The sequence below is a fragment of the Bradyrhizobium sp. USDA 3262 genome, from assembly GCF_054060035.1.
The window spans coordinates 2,446,148-2,462,397 of record NZ_JBSSCT010000001.1; the positions used below are offsets into that span (position 1 = coordinate 2,446,148).

At 64.9% G+C, this 16,250-nt stretch carries 16 protein-coding genes; 10 read left to right on the plus strand and 6 right to left on the minus strand.

All coding sequences use genetic code 11. The features are described from left to right. Positions 1-392 precede the first annotated feature (392 nt). The 3 genes from ACVWYP_RS11390 to ACVWYP_RS11400 all read right to left on the minus strand — a co-directional run bounded on the left by ACVWYP_RS11390 (position 393) and on the right by ACVWYP_RS11400 (position 3,511). Positions 393-1,901, minus strand: coding sequence for a tripartite tricarboxylate transporter permease (locus ACVWYP_RS11390; protein WP_028341157.1), 1,509 nt, complete (start codon positions 1,899-1,901; stop codon positions 393-395). 6 nt (positions 1,902-1,907) lie between these two features. Further along, positions 1,908-2,393 (minus strand): tripartite tricarboxylate transporter TctB family protein, encoded by a 486-nt coding sequence (locus ACVWYP_RS11395; RefSeq protein ID WP_304498695.1) that lies wholly within the window; start codon positions 2,391-2,393, stop codon positions 1,908-1,910. Between the two features lie 152 nt (positions 2,394-2,545). Beyond that, positions 2,546-3,511 (minus strand): Bug family tripartite tricarboxylate transporter substrate binding protein, encoded by a 966-nt coding sequence (locus ACVWYP_RS11400; RefSeq protein ID WP_038384272.1) that lies wholly within the window; start codon positions 3,509-3,511, stop codon positions 2,546-2,548. Between the two features lie 389 nt (positions 3,512-3,900). Between ACVWYP_RS11400 and ACVWYP_RS11405 the strand changes: the two genes are divergently transcribed. From ACVWYP_RS11405 to ACVWYP_RS11435, 7 genes are all read left to right on the plus strand, one after another. Further along, positions 3,901-4,317 carry a hypothetical protein gene (locus ACVWYP_RS11405; protein ID WP_304498696.1) on the plus strand — a complete coding sequence of 139 codons (417 nt, stop codon included), beginning with the start codon at positions 3,901-3,903 and terminating at the stop codon, positions 4,315-4,317. Beyond that, complete coding sequence (locus ACVWYP_RS11410) at positions 4,314-5,177, plus strand: alpha/beta fold hydrolase (RefSeq protein ID WP_304498697.1); 864 nt, start codon at positions 4,314-4,316, stop codon at positions 5,175-5,177. Before ACVWYP_RS11405 ends, ACVWYP_RS11410 begins: the two co-directional genes overlap by 4 nt. Before the next feature lie 30 nt (positions 5,178-5,207). Next, the gene (locus tag ACVWYP_RS11415; RefSeq protein WP_304498698.1) at positions 5,208-6,125 is read left to right on the plus strand and encodes an amino acid ABC transporter substrate-binding protein; all 918 of its coding nucleotides are present in this window, start codon (positions 5,208-5,210) and stop codon (positions 6,123-6,125) included. A 154-nt stretch (positions 6,126-6,279) separates the two neighbouring features. After that, entirely contained in the window at positions 6,280-7,011 is a 732-nt protein-coding gene (locus ACVWYP_RS11420; protein WP_016845630.1) for an amino acid ABC transporter permease, read from the plus strand. A gap of 2 nt (positions 7,012-7,013) precedes the next feature. After that, on the plus strand, positions 7,014-7,706 hold the full coding sequence (locus ACVWYP_RS11425; RefSeq protein ID WP_028341151.1) for an amino acid ABC transporter permease: 693 nt from the start codon (positions 7,014-7,016) through the stop codon (positions 7,704-7,706). 191 nt (positions 7,707-7,897) lie between these two features. Then, positions 7,898-8,629 carry an amino acid ABC transporter ATP-binding protein gene (locus ACVWYP_RS11430; protein ID WP_304498699.1) on the plus strand — a complete coding sequence of 244 codons (732 nt, stop codon included), beginning with the start codon at positions 7,898-7,900 and terminating at the stop codon, positions 8,627-8,629. Positions 8,630-8,810: 181 nt separating this feature from the next. Then, positions 8,811-9,671, plus strand: a complete 861-nt coding sequence (locus tag ACVWYP_RS11435) for a D-amino-acid transaminase (RefSeq protein ID WP_212058436.1) — start codon at positions 8,811-8,813, stop codon at positions 9,669-9,671. A 242-nt stretch (positions 9,672-9,913) separates the two neighbouring features. Here ACVWYP_RS11435 and ACVWYP_RS11440 read toward each other — a convergent pair whose 3' ends face one another. From ACVWYP_RS11440 to ACVWYP_RS11450, 3 genes are all read right to left on the minus strand, one after another. Continuing rightward, positions 9,914-10,372 carry a carboxymuconolactone decarboxylase family protein gene (locus ACVWYP_RS11440; RefSeq protein WP_304498700.1) on the minus strand — a complete coding sequence of 153 codons (459 nt, stop codon included), beginning with the start codon at positions 10,370-10,372 and terminating at the stop codon, positions 9,914-9,916. 26 nt (positions 10,373-10,398) lie between these two features. Further along, complete coding sequence (locus tag ACVWYP_RS11445) at positions 10,399-12,015, minus strand: MDR family MFS transporter (RefSeq protein WP_304498701.1); 1,617 nt, start codon at positions 12,013-12,015, stop codon at positions 10,399-10,401. Positions 12,016-12,499: 484 nt separating this feature from the next. Next, a complete protein-coding gene (locus tag ACVWYP_RS11450; protein WP_304498702.1) occupies positions 12,500-13,648 on the minus strand; it encodes an HlyD family secretion protein in 1,149 nt (382 codons plus the stop codon). Positions 13,649-13,790: 142 nt separating this feature from the next. Here ACVWYP_RS11450 and ACVWYP_RS11455 point away from each other — a divergent pair, with 142 nt between their 5' ends. The 3 genes from ACVWYP_RS11455 (at position 13,791) to ACVWYP_RS11465 (ending at position 16,243) form a co-directional block, all read left to right on the plus strand. Further along, positions 13,791-14,702, plus strand: coding sequence for a LysR family transcriptional regulator (locus ACVWYP_RS11455; protein WP_304498703.1), 912 nt, complete (start codon positions 13,791-13,793; stop codon positions 14,700-14,702). Between the two features lie 238 nt (positions 14,703-14,940). Further along, positions 14,941-15,912 carry a Bug family tripartite tricarboxylate transporter substrate binding protein gene (locus tag ACVWYP_RS11460; RefSeq protein ID WP_304498704.1) on the plus strand — a complete coding sequence of 324 codons (972 nt, stop codon included), beginning with the start codon at positions 14,941-14,943 and terminating at the stop codon, positions 15,910-15,912. Between the two features lie 145 nt (positions 15,913-16,057). Next, positions 16,058-16,243, plus strand: coding sequence for a DUF3311 domain-containing protein (locus ACVWYP_RS11465; RefSeq protein ID WP_028341143.1), 186 nt, complete (start codon positions 16,058-16,060; stop codon positions 16,241-16,243). Positions 16,244-16,250 lie beyond the last annotated feature (7 nt).

The following is a 16,250-nucleotide window of genomic DNA, read 5'->3' on the forward strand; positions in this document are numbered from 1 at the left end:
TCTCCCGCTTGCGGGGGTCGAGACGAGCGAAGCTCGCTCTTAGGTCGGATTGCGTCGAAGACGCAATCCGGGTGGGGGCTCTATCCACGATGTGACTCGTGGAGATACCCCACCCCAACCCTCCCCCGCAAGCGCAGGGTTATCGCATGTGGCCTTGGCGACCGCGCAAATGCTGGGCCTCGTGGTTCGAGACGCGCCGCAAGCGGCGCTCCTCACCATGAGGGTCTACTATTGTGCCGCAAAACAAGACCTCATCCTGAGGAGCCCGCCGAAGGCGGGCGTCTCGAAGGGATGGCCACGAGGGCACCGCCACGAAATGCGATTCCCCTGCCCGCAAGCGGGAGAGGGGCGCACCACCGACTTGATGCGACTCAACTCCCTCTCGTCGCGCGCTACGCTCCCTCATCCAGCGCCACCAGCTCGCGCTTCTTGCGCAGCGAGGGCAGCAGCGGGCCGACCAGCAGCACCAGCGCGAAGGCGAGGCAGATCGCCGAGATCGGCCGCTCCACGAAGGTCATGAGATCGCCCTGCGAGAGGATCAGCGACTTGCGCAGATTGTTCTCCAGCATCGGCCCGAGCACGAAGGCAAGCACCAGCGGCGCCGGCTCGTAGCCGAGCTTGCGCATGAAATAGCCGATCACGCCGAACGCGATCATGACGTGGACGTCGAACACGTTGTTGCTGGAGCAGTAGACGCCGATGATCGTGAACAGGATGATCAGCGGGAACAGCACGTTGTAGGGCAGCCGCAGCAGCTGCACCCACATGCCGATCATCGGCAGGTTGAGGACCAGCAGCATCAGGTTGCCGATATACATGCTGGCGACGATGCCCCAGAACAGCGTCGGGTTCTGCGAGATCATCAGCGGTCCCGGCTGCAGGCCGTGGATCACGAAGGCGCCGAGCAGCAGCGCCATCACCACGTTCGGCGGGATGCCGAGCGTCATCAGCGGAATGAAGGCGCCGCCGGCCGCGGAATTGTTGGCCGATTCCGGCCCCGCGACGCCCTCGATGGCGCCATGGCCGAAGCGCTCCGGATGCTTCGAGAGCCGCTTCTCCAGCGCGTAGGACGCGAACGATGCCACCACGGCGCCGCCGCCGGGCAGGATGCCGAGGAAGAAGCCGAGCACGGTGCCGCGCGCCACCGGCCCGGCGCTGGCCTTCCAGTCCTCCTTGCTCGGCAGCAATTGGTTGATCCTGGTCTTGATGATGTCGCGCTTGATCGCCTGCTCGGTGTTGAGCAGCACCTCGGCGACGCCGAACAGGCCCATCACGACCGGCACGAGGCCGATGCCGTCGATCAGCTCGAGGCGGCCGAAGGTCAGCCGCGGCTGCGCCGTGATGCTGTCGAGCCCGACCAGGCCGAGCACGACGCCGATGCAGGCCATCAACAGCGCCTTGGCCATCGAGCCCTGGGTGAGGAAGGTCAGCACCACGAGGCCGAGCACCATCAGGCTGAAATATTCGGCCGGCCCGAACGCGATCGCGACGCTGGCAAGCGACGGCGCCACCAGCATCAGGGCGATCAGCGCGAAGGTGCCGGCGATGAACGAGCCGAAGGCGGAGATGCCGAGCGCGGGGCCGGCTCGGCCCTGCTTGGCCATCTGGTGGCCGTCGATGCAGGTGACGACGGAAGCCGCTTCGCCGGGGATGTTGACCAGGATCGAGGTGGTCGAGCCGCCATACATCGAGCCGTAATAGATGCCGGCCATCATGATGATGCCGGATTCCGGCGTGCCTGACAGCGTCACCGGCAGCAACAGCGACATCGCCGAGATCGGGCCGATGCCGGGCAGCACGCCGACCAGCGTGCCGATGAACACGCCGATGAAACAGTAGAGCAGGTTGATCGGCAGCAGCGCGACGCCGAGGCCGTGGGCGACATTGACGAGAGTATCCATGGGCGTTCAACCGATCTCGAAGATGCCGCTCGGCAGCTGGATCGCGAGCAGATGCTTCAGCACCCACCACATCCCGAGCGGGGCAAGGATGGACAGCGGGATCGCCAGCGACCAGCGCACCGGATCGATCACGCGGAGCAGCAACAGCATCAGCGGGATCGCCGACAGCAGGAAGCCGAGCGGCTCCAGCGCAAAGGCGAACGCGGTGAGGCAGACGATGACCAGCACCGGCTTGCCCCAGCGCGCATGCTCCCAGCGCGAGGCGAAGGTCGGGCCGCCCTCGGTGACCGCCGCGATCATGATCGAGGCCGCGAACACGCACATCAGGATGCCGGTGTAGAACAGCACGTAGCCGGAGCCGGGATCGTTGATGGTGCCGAGCTTCAGCTTGAGGCCCGACCAGATCACGAAGGCGCCGAGCCCGAGCCCGATCAGCCCGCCCCAGAGCTCGGAGTTGTTGAGGCGGAATTTGACGTTGGTTTGGTCTGTCATGGGAAGCGGCCTTTAGATCACCGTCGTCCTGAGGTGGCGGAGCGCAGCGTAGCCCTCGAAGGGCGGCGGTGCCCGTGTCCATCCTTCGAGGCGCGCAACAGCGCGCACCTCAGGATGACGCCTGTGTTCGTGGTGAGCCTAACTCGATTTCTCTACTTCTTCGCCAGCCCGAGCGTGTCGATCACCTTGCGCTCGGACTCGGTGACCTCGCCCACGAACTTCTTGTAGTCCTCGGTGTTCTTGTAGTTCGGCACCATGTCGTATTTGGCGAGGGTCGCGATCACCGCCGGGTCCTCGATCGCCTTCTTGAAGGCATCGTGCAGCTTGGCGACGATCTTGGGGTCCATGCCCTTGGGGCCGGCGATGCCGAACGGCGAGTCATAGACCATGGGGTAGCCGAGCTCCTTCAGCGTCGGCACGTCGGGATAGTTCGGCGAGCGCGCGCCGGTCCACACCATCAACAGGCGGAGCTTGCCGGCGTCGACCAGCGGCCGCCAGCCGGTGGAATCCGCCTGCAGCATGGTGTGCTGGCCGAGCACGGCGGCATTGGTCTCGGCGCCGCCCTTGAACGGCACCTGGGTCAACTTGATCCCGGCCATCAGGGCGATCTGCTCCATGCCGACATGCAGCGAGGTGCCGGTGCCGGGCGTCGCATAGGTCACCTTGCCCGGGTTCTTCTTGGCGAAATCGACCACGTCCTGCCAGGTCTTGAACTGCGACTCCGCGTTGGTGGTGACGCCGAAGGTGTAGCCGGTGAGGTGGATGATGTAGGAGAAATCCTTCGCCGGATCCCACGACACTTCCTGCATCAAGGGCAGGCGGAACACGGTGATCGGGATCTGGGCGATGGTGTAGCCGTCGGGCTTGGCGCCGGCGGCCATCGTCGCGGGGCCCACGGTGCCGCCCCCGCCCGCCTTGTTGTCGACCGCGATCGGCTGGCCCAGCACCTTGGAGGCGCTCTCGGCGATCGCGCGCATCGAGATATCGGTCGAGCCGCCCGCCGGCCAGGGCACGATCAGCGTGATCGGCTTGGTCGGATAGTCCTGCGCGAGCGCCGCTGTTGACACCAGCATGCCGGCGGCGGCGAGCAGGACCATCAAGCGATTGCGGTGCGACATCTCGATCTCTCCCTTGTGGCCGCGTTCGATCGCGGCCCTGTCTTGTTCGGTGTTGGCAATGATCGTCCCCGTCATGCTGGGACCGAGGGCGCATTGGACAGAACGGGGCGGGCAACGGAAGCGCGAATTGCGCTCGAAGCGCCGGCTGCGACAATTGGTCTGCCGCGACCTGCCGAGCGGCGGAATTCAATCGGCATTTGGTCTGACGGATTGGCCGTTCCCGACAACATGCGAGGAGGGCGCGGGGTGTGCGCGCCTGACCGGCAAGCCGGGTTTGGTCAAGCGAATAATCCAGGGAACCCAAGGGTATCGAAGGGTATCGGCGCCTTGCGGGATTGCGCGCTTGCCGTCATCATGGTGCCGCCAGCTGCAGGAACGCCGCCCGACAGATGACGCCATCGCCTGACGCCACCGACGACGCTGTGACGAAGGTGTTTGCCGGCCTTCCCGCATTGCTCGACGAGGCCCCTCGGCTGGTTGCGCGCGGGCGGCTGCTCGATTGCGACTGCCTGATCGGCCCGATGGCGCGGCCGTTTCATGCCGCGATCCGCGCCGGCCGGATCGTCGAGCTTGCGCCGTCGCCGGTCCTGATGCGCTCCTGGCGCTTTTCCTATCGCGCGACGCCGCAGGCCTGGGCCGCCTATTGGCAGGTCGAGCCGAAGCCCGGCTGGCACGATCTGCTCGCGCTGACCAAGCGCGGCGAGGCGGTGCTGGAAGGCGACCTGCATCCCTTCATGGCGCATCTGCAATACTTCAAGGACCTGCTGGCGCTGCCGCGGCAGCATTTCGCGGCTGCCGTGTCATGAGCGGCAAGATCATGAACGGCCACATCGAGCCGATGGTCGGCCGCTACGTTCACGTCGAGATCGGCGGCGAGCTGCACCGCATCTATTTCGAGGAGAACGGCAAGGGCATTCCGCTGGTCTGCCTGCACACCGCGGGATCAGATGCGCGGCAGTGGCGCCATCTGCTCGCGGATACGCAATTTGCCGAAAATTTCCGCATCATTGCCTTCGATATGCCCTGGCATGGCAAGTCGAATCCGCCGATGAGCTGGACCGGCGATGAATACCAACTCACCACTGCGCGCTACACCGAGACCATCCGCGCTTTCTGTCGGGCGTTGGGGCTGGAGAAGCCTGTGGTGATGGGCTGCTCGATCGGCGGCCGCATCGTGCTTAACCTTGCGATCGAATATGCCGCCGAGTTCCGCGCGCTGATCGGGCTCGAGGCTGCCGATTTCCAGGCGCCGTGGTATGACACCAACTGGCTGAACCGGCCGGACGTTCACGGCGGCGAAGTCTGCGCCGCGCTGGTGTCCGGGCTGATCGCGCCGCAAAGCCCTGAGCCTGCGCGGATGGAAACGCTGTGGGCCTACAAGCAGGGCGGCCCCGGCGTGTTCAAGGGCGATCTGTATTTCTACCGTGTCGACGGCGACCTGCGCGGCCGGGTCGCGTCAATCGAGACTAAAGTATGCAAGCTCTATCTCCTCACGGGCGAGTATGATTTCTCCTGCACGCCCGAGGACACGAGGCGGACCGCAGCGGCAATAGGGGGCGCCAGCGTCACGATCATGGAGAAGCTCGGTCATTTTCCGATGAGCGAGAATCCGGAACAGTTTCGCCGCTACATCGCACCCGTCCTCGCCGATATTCTCACACAGTAAATCGACCGTTTCCACGCAAGGAGTAGACGTATGACACGCAAGTATCTCATCGGCCTCGCGCTCGCCGCCGCGGTCGGCGCGAGCCAGGCGCAAGCCCAGGAGCTGACCGGCACGCTGAAGAACATCAAGGACACCGGCGCGATCACGCTCGGCTACCGCGATTCCTCGATCCCGTTCTCCTATCTCGACGACAACCAGAAGCCCATCGGCTACGCCATGGACATCTGCTACAAGATCGTCGATGCCGTGAAGAAGGAGCTCAAGCTCGACAAGCTCGAGGTCAAGCTCAACCCGGTGACCTCGGCGACGCGTATCCCGCTGATGGCCAACGGCACCGTCGACCTGGAATGCGGCTCGACCACCAACAATGCCGAGCGCCAGAAGCAGGTCTCCTTCACCAACAGCCACTTCCTGACCGCCAGCCGCTACGTCACCAAGAAGGCGAGCAAGATCAATTCGATCGACGATCTGAAGGGCAAGACGGTGGTCTCGACCGCCGGCACCACCAACATCAAGCAGCTGACCGAGGCCAACCTCGCGCGCGGGCTGAGCGTCAATATCATCCCGGCCAAGGATCATGCCGAGGCCTTCCTGATGGTCGAGACCGATCGCGCGGTCGCCTTCGTGATGGACGACATCCTGCTCGCGAGCCTCGTCGCCGGCTCGAAGTCGCCGGATGACTACGTGATCTCCAAGGATGCGTTCTCCAAGCCCGAGCCCTACGGCATTATGCTGCGCAAGGACGACGCGCCGTTCAAGAAGGTCGTCGACGCCGCCACCGCCGCGCTCTACACCAGCGCCGACGGCCAGAAGATCTACGAAAAGTGGTTCAACCAGAAGATCCCGCCGAAGGGCCTGAACCTCAACGTGCCGCTCGGGCCGGAGATGAAGAAGCAGCTTGCCAAGCCGTCGGATTCACCGGATCCGGATGCGTATCTGGTCAACTGATCGCGTTGCTGCGTATGACCTGCCGCCTCGCGGCGGTGGGTCCTGAAAGTTTGCATGTCCGGCCATTTTTGGAGGAGAATGGCCGGACATTTGCATGGACGCCGCGCGCGATGCCGGCGTAATGCCGTGACCGGCGCGGCCGCGTGGGGGACCTGTGAACTACAATTGGAACTGGCACATCTTCCTTGAGCCGAACCCGATGGGGACCGGCACCTATCTCGACCTGTTGTTGGCGGGACTAGTGGTCACCATCAAGGTGTCGGTGCTGGCCTGGATCATCGCGCTGGTGTCCGGCTCGGTGATCGGCGTGCTGCGCACGCTGCCGTCGCGGACCGCGTCGTGGATCGGCTTCTGCTGGGTCGAGTTCTTCCGCAACATGCCGCTGCTGGTGCAGCTGTTCCTGTGGTTCTTCGTGCTGCCCGAACTGTTGCCGCGGTCCGCCGGGCTGTGGCTGAAGCAACTGCCGAACGCGCCGTTCTGGACCGCCGCGATCGGCGTCGGCTTCTTCATGTCGGCGCGCGTCGCCGTGCAATTGCAGGCCGGCATCACCTCGCTGCCGCGCGGGCAGAAGCAGGCCTCGACCGCGCTCGGCCTCACCACGGTGCAGACCTATCGCTACGTGCTGCTGCCGATGGCATTCCGCATCATCCTGCCGCCGCTGACCTCCGAATTCCTCAACACCATCAAGAACAGCGCGGTCGCCATCACCATCGGCCTGATCGAATTGACCGGTCAGGCCCGCTCGATGCAGGAGTTCTCGTTCCAGGTGTTCGAGGCGTTCACGGCGGCGACCGTGCTCTACCTGCTCCTCAATTTCGTCGTGGTGACCGCGATGCGCTTCCTCGAGCGCTATGTCGCGATCCCCGGCTACATCACGGGCAAATGACGATGATCGGCAGTTTCGATTTCGACGTCATCCGCCGCTCGCTGCCCTACCTGTTCCTGGAGGGCATGCGCTTCACGCTGACGTTGACCGCGCTCGCAGCGTTCGGCGGCCTGGTGTTCGGCACCCTGATCGCCCTGATGCGGCTGTCGAGCTACAAGGTGCTCGGGCGCATCGCGGGCTTCTATGTCGACTTCATCCGCTCGCTGCCGCTGGTGCTGGTGATCTTCTGGTTCTACTTCCTGGTGCCGTATATCGGGCAGTGGCTGACCGGCGCGTCGCGGCCGATCACGGTCGGAGCCTTCGCCTCCTCGCTGATCACCTTCATCGCGTTCGAGGCAGCGTATTTCTCCGAGATCATGCGCGCCGGCATCCAGTCGATCTCGAAGGGCCAGCCGGCCGCGGCCAGCGCGCTCGGCCTGACCTATGCGCAGTCGATGCGCTACGTCGTGCTGCCGCAGGCGTTCCGCAACATGCTGCCGGTGCTGCTGACTCAGACCATCGTGCTGTTCCAGGACACCTCGCTGGTCTACGTGCTGTCGATCCCGGATTTCCTCGGCGCCGCCAGCAAGGTCGCGCAGCGCGACGGCCGCCTGGTCGAAATGTACCTGTTCGCCGCGCTGGTCTACTTCGTCGTTTCCTGTATTGCGTCCTACGGCGTTCGCCGCCTGCAGGCGCGCATTGCGATTGTCCGGTAGCCAGTCATGCTTTCGAACATTCGAGACCCGGCCCCCTTTACCTCTCCCATCGGGAGAGGTCGGATCGCATCAGCGATCCGGGTGAGGGGTTTTGCTCCATCGATAGACCGCAATCCCTCACCCGGCGCCGCGCGCCGACCTCTCCCGATGGGAGAGGTGGAAGCGCGCTCGCTGCAACGCCTGAGTCACGCATGATCGAGATCAACCACGTCAATAAATGGTACGGGCCGTCCTTCCAGGTGCTGAAGGACTGCACCACCAGCGTCGCCAAGGGCGAGGTGGTGGTGGTCTGCGGCCCGTCCGGATCGGGCAAGTCGACCCTGATCAAATGCGTCAACGCGCTGGAGCCGATCCAGGGCGGCGACATCACGCTCGACGGCGTCAAGGTCAACGATCCCAAGACCGACCTGCCGAAGCTGCGCTCGCGCGTCGGGATGGTGTTCCAGCACTTCGAGCTGTTTCCGCACTTACGGATCATCGACAATCTCCGCCTCGCGCAGGAGAAGGTGCTCGGCCGCAAGCATGAGGACGCCACCGCCAAGGCCATGAAGCTTCTGGAGCGCGTCGGGCTGAAGGATCATGCCAAAAAGTTTCCGGCGGAGTTGTCCGGCGGCCAGCAGCAGCGCGTCGCGATCGCGCGGGCGCTGGCGATGGATCCGATCGCGATGCTGTTCGACGAGCCGACCTCGGCGCTCGACCCGGAAATGATCAGCGAGGTGCTCGACGTGATGGTCGACCTCGCCGGCGAGGGCATGACCATGATGGTCGTGACCCACGAAATGGGCTTCGCCAACAAGGTCGCCGACCGCGTCATCTTCATGGACCGCGGCGAGATCGTCGAGGACGCCAAGAAGGCCGACTTCTTCGGCAAGCCCCGCAGCGACCGCGCGCAGAAGTTCTTGTCGAAGATCCTGCAGCACTGAGGCAGAGGGCGCCTCTCCACCCGTCATTCCGGGGCGCCTCGAAGAGGCGAACCCGGAATCTCGAGATTCCGGGTTCGATGCTGCGCATCGCCTCGGAATGACGACGGCTACAGGGTTTTCCCCCGTTAACAATTTGCGTATACGAAGGCCTGAAACCCCCTTCGTCCGCAGGAGAACTCGCGTGGAAAAGATCGCTTACGTCAACGGCTCGTTCGTGCCGCATTCGGAGGCCAAGGTCTCGGTGTTCGACCGCGGATTCCTGTTCGCCGACGGCATCTACGAGGTGGCGGCGGTGCTCGAGGGCAAGCTGATCGACAACGCCTCGCATCTGGCGCGGCTCAAGCGCTCGGTCGGCGAGATCCAGCTCGCGCTGCCGGAGACGCTGGAGCGGATCGAGGAGATCCAGAAGGAGCTGGTTGCGCGCAACGACCTTGTCAACGGCATGGTCTATCTCGAGGTCACCCGCGGCGCCGACAAGGGCCGTGACTTCGCGTTCCCGAAGGCCGACGTCAAGCCGACGCTCGTGATGTTCACCTCGGAAAAGGACATCATCAACGCGCCCTCGGCCAAGACCGGCATCAACGTCATCACGGTGCCCGACATCCGCTGGGAGCGGCGCGACATCAAGAGCGTGGCGCTGCTGGCGCAGGTGCTGGCCAAGCAGGCGGCGGCCGCGGCCGGCGCCGGCGAAGCCTGGATGATCGAGGACGGCAAGGTCACCGAGGGCGGCTCGTCCTCGTCCTTCATCGTCACCCAGGACGATGTCATCGTGACCCGGCAGAACGGCAACGAGATCCTGCCCGGCTGCACCCGCAAGGCGGTGGTCAAGCTCGCCGAAGAGCGCCAGCTGCGCATCGAGGAGCGCGCCTTCACAGTCGAGGAAGCGCTCGCCGCCAAGGAAGCCTTCATCACCAGCGCCTCGGTGTTCGTGCAGGGTGTGGTCGCGATCGACGGCAAGAAGGTCGGAGGCGGCAAGGTCGGCCCGATCACCGACCGCCTGCGCGAGATCTACATCGAGTTCGCCCGCGCGACTGCGGTTTGACACCGCGTAGGGTGGGTTAGCGCAGCGTAACCCACCGACTTTGCTCACCGCGGAGAGAATGGTGGGTTACGCCTTCGGCTAACCCACCCTACGGTCTGCGCATCGCCTTGGCACCGTCACCCTGAGGTGGCCGCTTCTTCAGCGGCCCTCGAAGGGTCGACGGCCCGACTATGGCCGTGCATCCTTCGAGACGCCTGCTGCGCAGGCTCCTCAGGATGACGGGGATGGATCGTCCGCGCTGCTCACGCCGCCACTTTCACGTTCACCGGATGCGCGGCGCGGAAGCCGATGGCGATGCGGTTCCAGGCGTTGATCGCGCCGATCAGTGTCGTCAGGTTGACGAGCTCGCTGTCGGTGAACTGGGCGCGCACGGCCTCATAGTCGGCGTCGGGCGCATGCGTCTCTGCAACCAGCGTCAACGCTTCGGTCCAGGCCAGCGCCGCGCGCTCGCGCTCGCTGTAGAGCGGTGACTCGCGCCAGGCGTTGAGCAAATAGAGCCGCTGCTCGGTCTCGCCGTGCTTGCGGGCGTCCTCGGTGTGCATGTTGATGCAATAGGCGCAGCCGTTGATCTGCGAGGCGCGGGTCTTGACCAGCTCGATCAGCGATTGCTCGAGGCCGCTGGCAGCGATCTGGTTTTCCACCGCGACCAGCGCTTTGATTGTCTCGGGTGCGGCCTGGTAGAAATTCATGCGGGGCTTCATGTCGTTCTCCTTGGTTGTGGTTTGGGTTAGTGCGCACCGCCGCCAGCGAGCTGGCCCGGCTTCTTCAGGAAGAGTGTCGCCGCGAGTGCTATGATCAGCGCGACGCCGAGCAGGTAGAAGGTATCACTGAAGGCGAGGATGTAGGCCTGCTTCTGCACGACCTTGCCAATCGCCGCGATTGCGCGGTGCGCGGCCGCCGCCTGGTCGGCGACGCCGTGGTTCATGAAATACTGCGTCAGTTGCTCAATCCGGTTCCGCGTGGCCTGTTCCAGCAGCGAGACCGACTGCATCAGCACGTTGGAATGATATTGCTCGCGCTTGGTCAGCAGCGTCTGCAGCACGGCGATGCCGACGGCGCCGCCGAGGTTGCGCATCATGTTGAACAGCGCGGAGGCCGAGCCCGCGTTCTCCAGCTCGATGCCCGCGGTCGCAACCGCCGACAGCGGCGCCATCACCAGGGCCTGGCCGATCGCGCGGACGATGTTGGGCCAGAACAGCTGGTCGGTGGCGTAGTCGTTGGTCATGAAGATGTTCATGAAGTTGGAGCCGGCGAACAGCGCGAAGCCGACGCCGATGATGATGCGGGGGTCGAAGCGCTGCATCAGCCGCGGCACCAGCGGGATCAGCACCAGCTGCGGCAGCCCGGTCCATGCCAGCACCATGCCGATCTGCTCGGCGTTGTAGCCCTGGATGCGCGACAGATACTGCGGCAGGATGAACACCGAGCCGTACAGCGCGATGCCGAGCAGGAAGTTGGCCAGCATGCCGAAGCCGAAATTGCGGCGGGCGAGCAGGCGCAGATTGAGCAGCGGCTTCTCCACGGTGAATTCGACGATCAGGAAGGCGACCAGCGCGACCGCCGCGATCACCGACAGGCGGACGATGAAGGGCGAGCCGAACCAGTCGTCCTTGTTGCCTTCCTCCAGCACGGTCTGCAGCGCGGCGAGGCCGATCGCCATGGTGATGATGCCGAGCCAGTCACCCTGGCGGATCAGCGACAGCTTCATCGGGCTCGGATCGAGCGAGACGTAGAGCATCGCGATCATCACCGCGCCCGGCACCAGGTTGACATAGAAGATGTACTGCCAGCCCCAGTTCTCGGTGAGATAGCCGCCGATGGTCGGGCCGATCGCCGGCGCGAACGTCGCCGACAGCGCGAACAGCGCGAGCCCGATCGGCTGCTTGGCCTTCGGCAGCAGCGTGATGATCAGCGTGAACGCCATCGGGATCAGCACGCCGCCGGTGAAGCCCTGCACGGCGCGCAGCGCGATCATCTGCGGCAGGTCCTGCGCCAGCGCGCACGCCGCCGAGAACACCAAGAACAGGGCGGCGTTGGTGAGCAGATAGATGCGCACCGAGAACACCTGCGCGAGCCAGCCGGAGAGCGGGATCACCACGATCTCGGCGATCAGATAGGAGGTCGAGATCCAGCCGCCGTCGTCGATCCCGGCGCCGATCGCGCCCTGCACGTCGGCGAGCGAGGCGTTGACGATCTGGATATTGAGCACCGCCATGAACGCGCCGAGCGTCGCCCCGATCACAGCGATCCAGGTCTTTGTCGGGATCGCGGGCGTCGCCGGCGTGGCGGGGGCGGTGAGGTTTGCAGCGTCGGCTGCATTGGCGGTGGGCTGGAGCGCGGTCATCGGGGGTCGTCCTTGCTGCCCACACAAGATGTATTAAGCGGCGCCTTTCGATAATCCGGGAAACAGTGGAAGGATTGTCAGGCAGAGGTTGATAATCGGATGGTGGCGGCAAGCGCGGCTGCGACCGCGCTGCGGCCAGCGGCACGGCGCAGCGTTTGGTCTGCATGATGACGACCGGTGAGGTGAGCACGCCTCTCAGGCTCCCTCCCCCCTTGCGGGGGAGGGTGGGGAGAGGGGTAAGCCCAGGGCGCTGACGTCAAAGATTTGCGCAGACTGCTTCAATGCTGCCGTGCGCGTTCTCAGCAGGAGCGTCCGCTACCAACAGACGTCAGCACAAGCGGCACCCCTCTCCCCAACCCTCCCCCGCAAGGGGGGAGGGAGCCCTTCCACCGGTGTGCGCGGAGCGAAGAAGGGCACGGCAAAACGCGATCGACCACCGCGTGGGTGATCGATCGCGCGAGGTCAGTCGAAGAAGCGTTCGCCGCTACCCGCCGTTCGCCCGCGTCGCCGACGCCAGCCGCCGCTTCTCTTCGCGCTCGGCGAGCACCGTTGCCTTGGTGTTGACGGTCGGGATCGCCGACATGCCCGGGCGCAGCAGTCCGGTGAGGCTGTGATCGTCGAGCACGATCTTGACCGGCACGCGCTGCACGATCTTGGTGAAATTGCCGGTGGCGTTGTCGGGCGGCAGCAGCGCGAATTCGAGCCCGCTGGCCGGCGACAGGCTGTCGACATGGCCCTTCAGCGTGGTGCCGCGAAAACTGTCGACGGTGAGCTCGACCGGCTGGCCGTTGCGCACATGGGTCAGCTGCGTCTCCTTGAAATTGGCGACCACATACACCGCGTCGAGCGGCACCACCGCCATCAGCTGGGTGCCGGCCTGCACATATTGCCCGACGCGTAGCGTGCGGGCGCCGACCGTGCCGTCGACCGGGGCGGTGATCCGCGCGTAGGACAGGTTGAGCTCGGCCTGCTGCTCGACCGCGCGAGCCCTGTCGGCTTGGGCAACAGCCTGGGCGCGCTGCGTGGTCAACACGTCGACCTTGCGCTGGGCCGCCGACAGCGCCGACTTCGCGTGCTGCAATTGCGCGGTGTTGGCGCGCAGCGCCGCGTCGGTCTGCTGCGCGCGCTGAATGGTCCCGGAGCCGGACTTCATCAGCCCGTCGTAGCGGGTCTGCTCTTCCTGCGCGAATTTCAGGTTGGCCTCGGCGGCGGTGACGTCGGCCGTGCTCTGGTCGATGATCGGCTGCTGCAATTCGAGCTGGGCATCGAGGTTGCGCACCGAGGCTGTGGCGGCGTCGACATCGGCCCTGGCCTGGCCGAGCGCGGTGCGGTAATCGCGGTCGTCAATCTCGGCCAGCAGCTGGCCGGCCTTCACCGGCTGGTTGTCGGTGACCAGCACCTTGGCGATGTAGCCCGAGACCTTCGGGGCGATGATCGTGGAGTCCGCCTTCACATAGGCGTCGTCGGTGGTTTCGAGGTAGCGGCCGGTGGTGACGTAGTCGTAGCCAAAGTCGGCTGCCACGGCGGCGCCGATGATTGCGGCGAGCCCGAGCGCCACCCGCTTGACCGTTTTCCGCGACGGGCGGAGACCGATTTTTGCCGATTCTTCAGGGACATAAGTGGTGGTCGACATGGCATCCTCCGGGTCGAACATTTGCGTCCTTCCAGAAAGGGCGCCCAGTACGGCCCTTAGATGCAATGTCCTCCCCGCTGTGATAATCCCGATAAAACTGGAAGCATTATCAAGCCAGCGCTGATAATCCGGACCTTGCCGAATGGATCGCCTGACCAGCCTGACCGCCTTCGTCCGGGTCGTGGATTCCGGCGGCTTCTCCGCCGCCGGCCGCAAGCTCAACATGTCCACCACCATGGTGAGCAACCACGTGCAGTCGCTGGAGGACCGGCTCGGCGCCCGGCTGCTCAACCGCACCACGCGCAAGGTCAGCCTCACCGAGGTCGGCCAGGCCTATTACGACCGCTGCGTCCAGATCCTCGCCGATATCGAGCAGGCCGACGACATCGCGGGCGCCCAGCAATCGGTGCCGCGCGGCACGCTGCGCATCTTCACCAACACCCATCTCGTCCAGTTCCTGTCGCCGGCGGTGGCCGAGTTCCTCGCCACCTATCCCGAGGTCAAGGTCGATCTCACGATCGGCGAGCGCAATGCCGACCTGATCGACGAGAATTACGATCTCGCCGTGCGCATGGTGCCGCCGCCGGACTCCAGCCTGATCGTGCGCACTATCGCGACCTGGCGCCACGTGCTGTGCTGCTCGCACGGCTATATCGAGCAGAACGGCAAGCCAACGCTGCTGGCCGATCTCTCCACGCGCAACTGCATGCGTCACGCCAACTACCCCTATGGCGACGAGTGGCGCTTCGCCGACCGCAAGGGCACGCCGGCCGCGGTGCGGGTCTCCGGAAATCTGATCTCCAACAGCGGCGAAACCCTGAAGCTCGCGGCGCTGGCCGGCGTCGGCGTCTTCCTCGCGGCCGGCTTCCTGGTCCGCGACGAGCTGGAGTCGGGACAGCTGGTCCGCCTGCTGCCCGAATACCGGCCGGTCGAGCTCACGATGAACGCGGTCTATCCGCACCGCCATCACCTCTCGGCGAAGGTCCGCACCTTCATCGACCTCCTGGTCCGTCACGCCACCGAGCAGCAGAAGCTGATCAATCCGTATTCGTGAGCGAAGGTGCCGCGTACGCAAATCCATCTCCGTCATCCTGAGGTGCGAGCGGAGCGAGCCTCGAAGGATGAATCGGCCAGAGAAGTGGCCGTCCATCCTTCGAGGGCCGCGAAGAAGCGGCCACCTCAGGATGACGGGACTGGCAGCGTCGCGCATCCTTCCGTATCATGACGGCCCGGCATCCCTTGCATGGCGTTCGCGTGTATGAAGACGGCACCGTCTGCCGCTGGGGCCTGCCATGCCGCTTCGTCTTCTCGCATCACTCCTGTTCGCGATCGCAGTAAACCTGCTGCTGCAACTGCCGGCGCGCGCCGCCTATCCCGATCACATCGTCAAGATCGTGGTGCCGTTCGCGCCGGGGGGCGGCACCGATGTCGTGGCGCGGACGCTGGCGCAGGAGATGCAGAAGGATCTCGGCGTCACCGTCATCATCGAGAACAAGCCGGGCGCTGGCACCATCATCGGCACGCAGAGCGTCGCGACGAGCGCGCCCGACGGCTACACGCTGCTGATGGCGACCTTCGCCAACGCGGTCAATCCGAGCCTCTACAGCAAGCTGCCCTATGACGCGCACAAGGATTTTGCGCCCGTGGCGCTGGTGGCGCGCTCGTTCAACGTCGTCGTGGTCAATCCGGCTTCGCCGATCAAGTCGATTGCCGATCTGATCGCGGCCGCGAAGGCCGATCCGGAAAAGCTGTCCTACGGCACCTATGGCACCGGTACCTCGGCGCATCTCGCCGGCGAACTGTTCAAGCACATGGCCGGGGTCAATCTCACCACCGTTCCCTACAAGGGCGCGGCGCCCGCCATCACCGACCTCTTGGGCGGCCAGATCCAGGTGATGTTCACCACGGTGGCAAGCTGCGCCTCGCTGGTCGAGGCCGGGCAGCTGCGCGCGATCGGGGTGACATCGGCTGAGCGCTCGGCCGCGTTCCCGCAATTGCCGACGGTGTCGGAAGCCGGCGCATCCGGCTATGTCGCGGAATCCTGGTACGGCCTCTACGCGCCGGCCAACACGCCGCCGGACATCATCGACCGCCTCAACAAGTCGGCAGCCAAGGCGGTGCAGGCAGAGGCCTTCAAGAAGCTCAGCGTCAATGAAGGCCTCGTGATGGTGGCCTCACCGCCGGCCGAGCTCGACCGCTACTTTGCCGGCGAGGAGGCGCGCTGGCGCAAGGTGATAAAGGACGCCGGCATCAAGGCCGAATAGGCGGCATGCGCCAGGTGACGATCACATCTTTTTGCGTCGCATTGCCGTAACCGTGATTCTAGACGCAACGAACCGGTTCCTGGATCGCTGCCATGATCAGCGGAACCTGCCGCCTTGAGCTGTGTCTTGCGTCAAAGAGTAGGCCATGTGGATTTTGTTGCTGCTGCCGTTCATCGGCTTGCTGTGGGTGCCGTTCTATAATTTCGTCGAGCCCACCCTGTTCGGCTTTCCCTTCTTCTACTGGTACCAGCTCGCCTGGGTGCCAATCTCCTCGCTTCTGATCTGGCTGGTCTATCGCAGCCGCCGGCCTGATGCCGACGAGCCGCGGTGAGGGGACA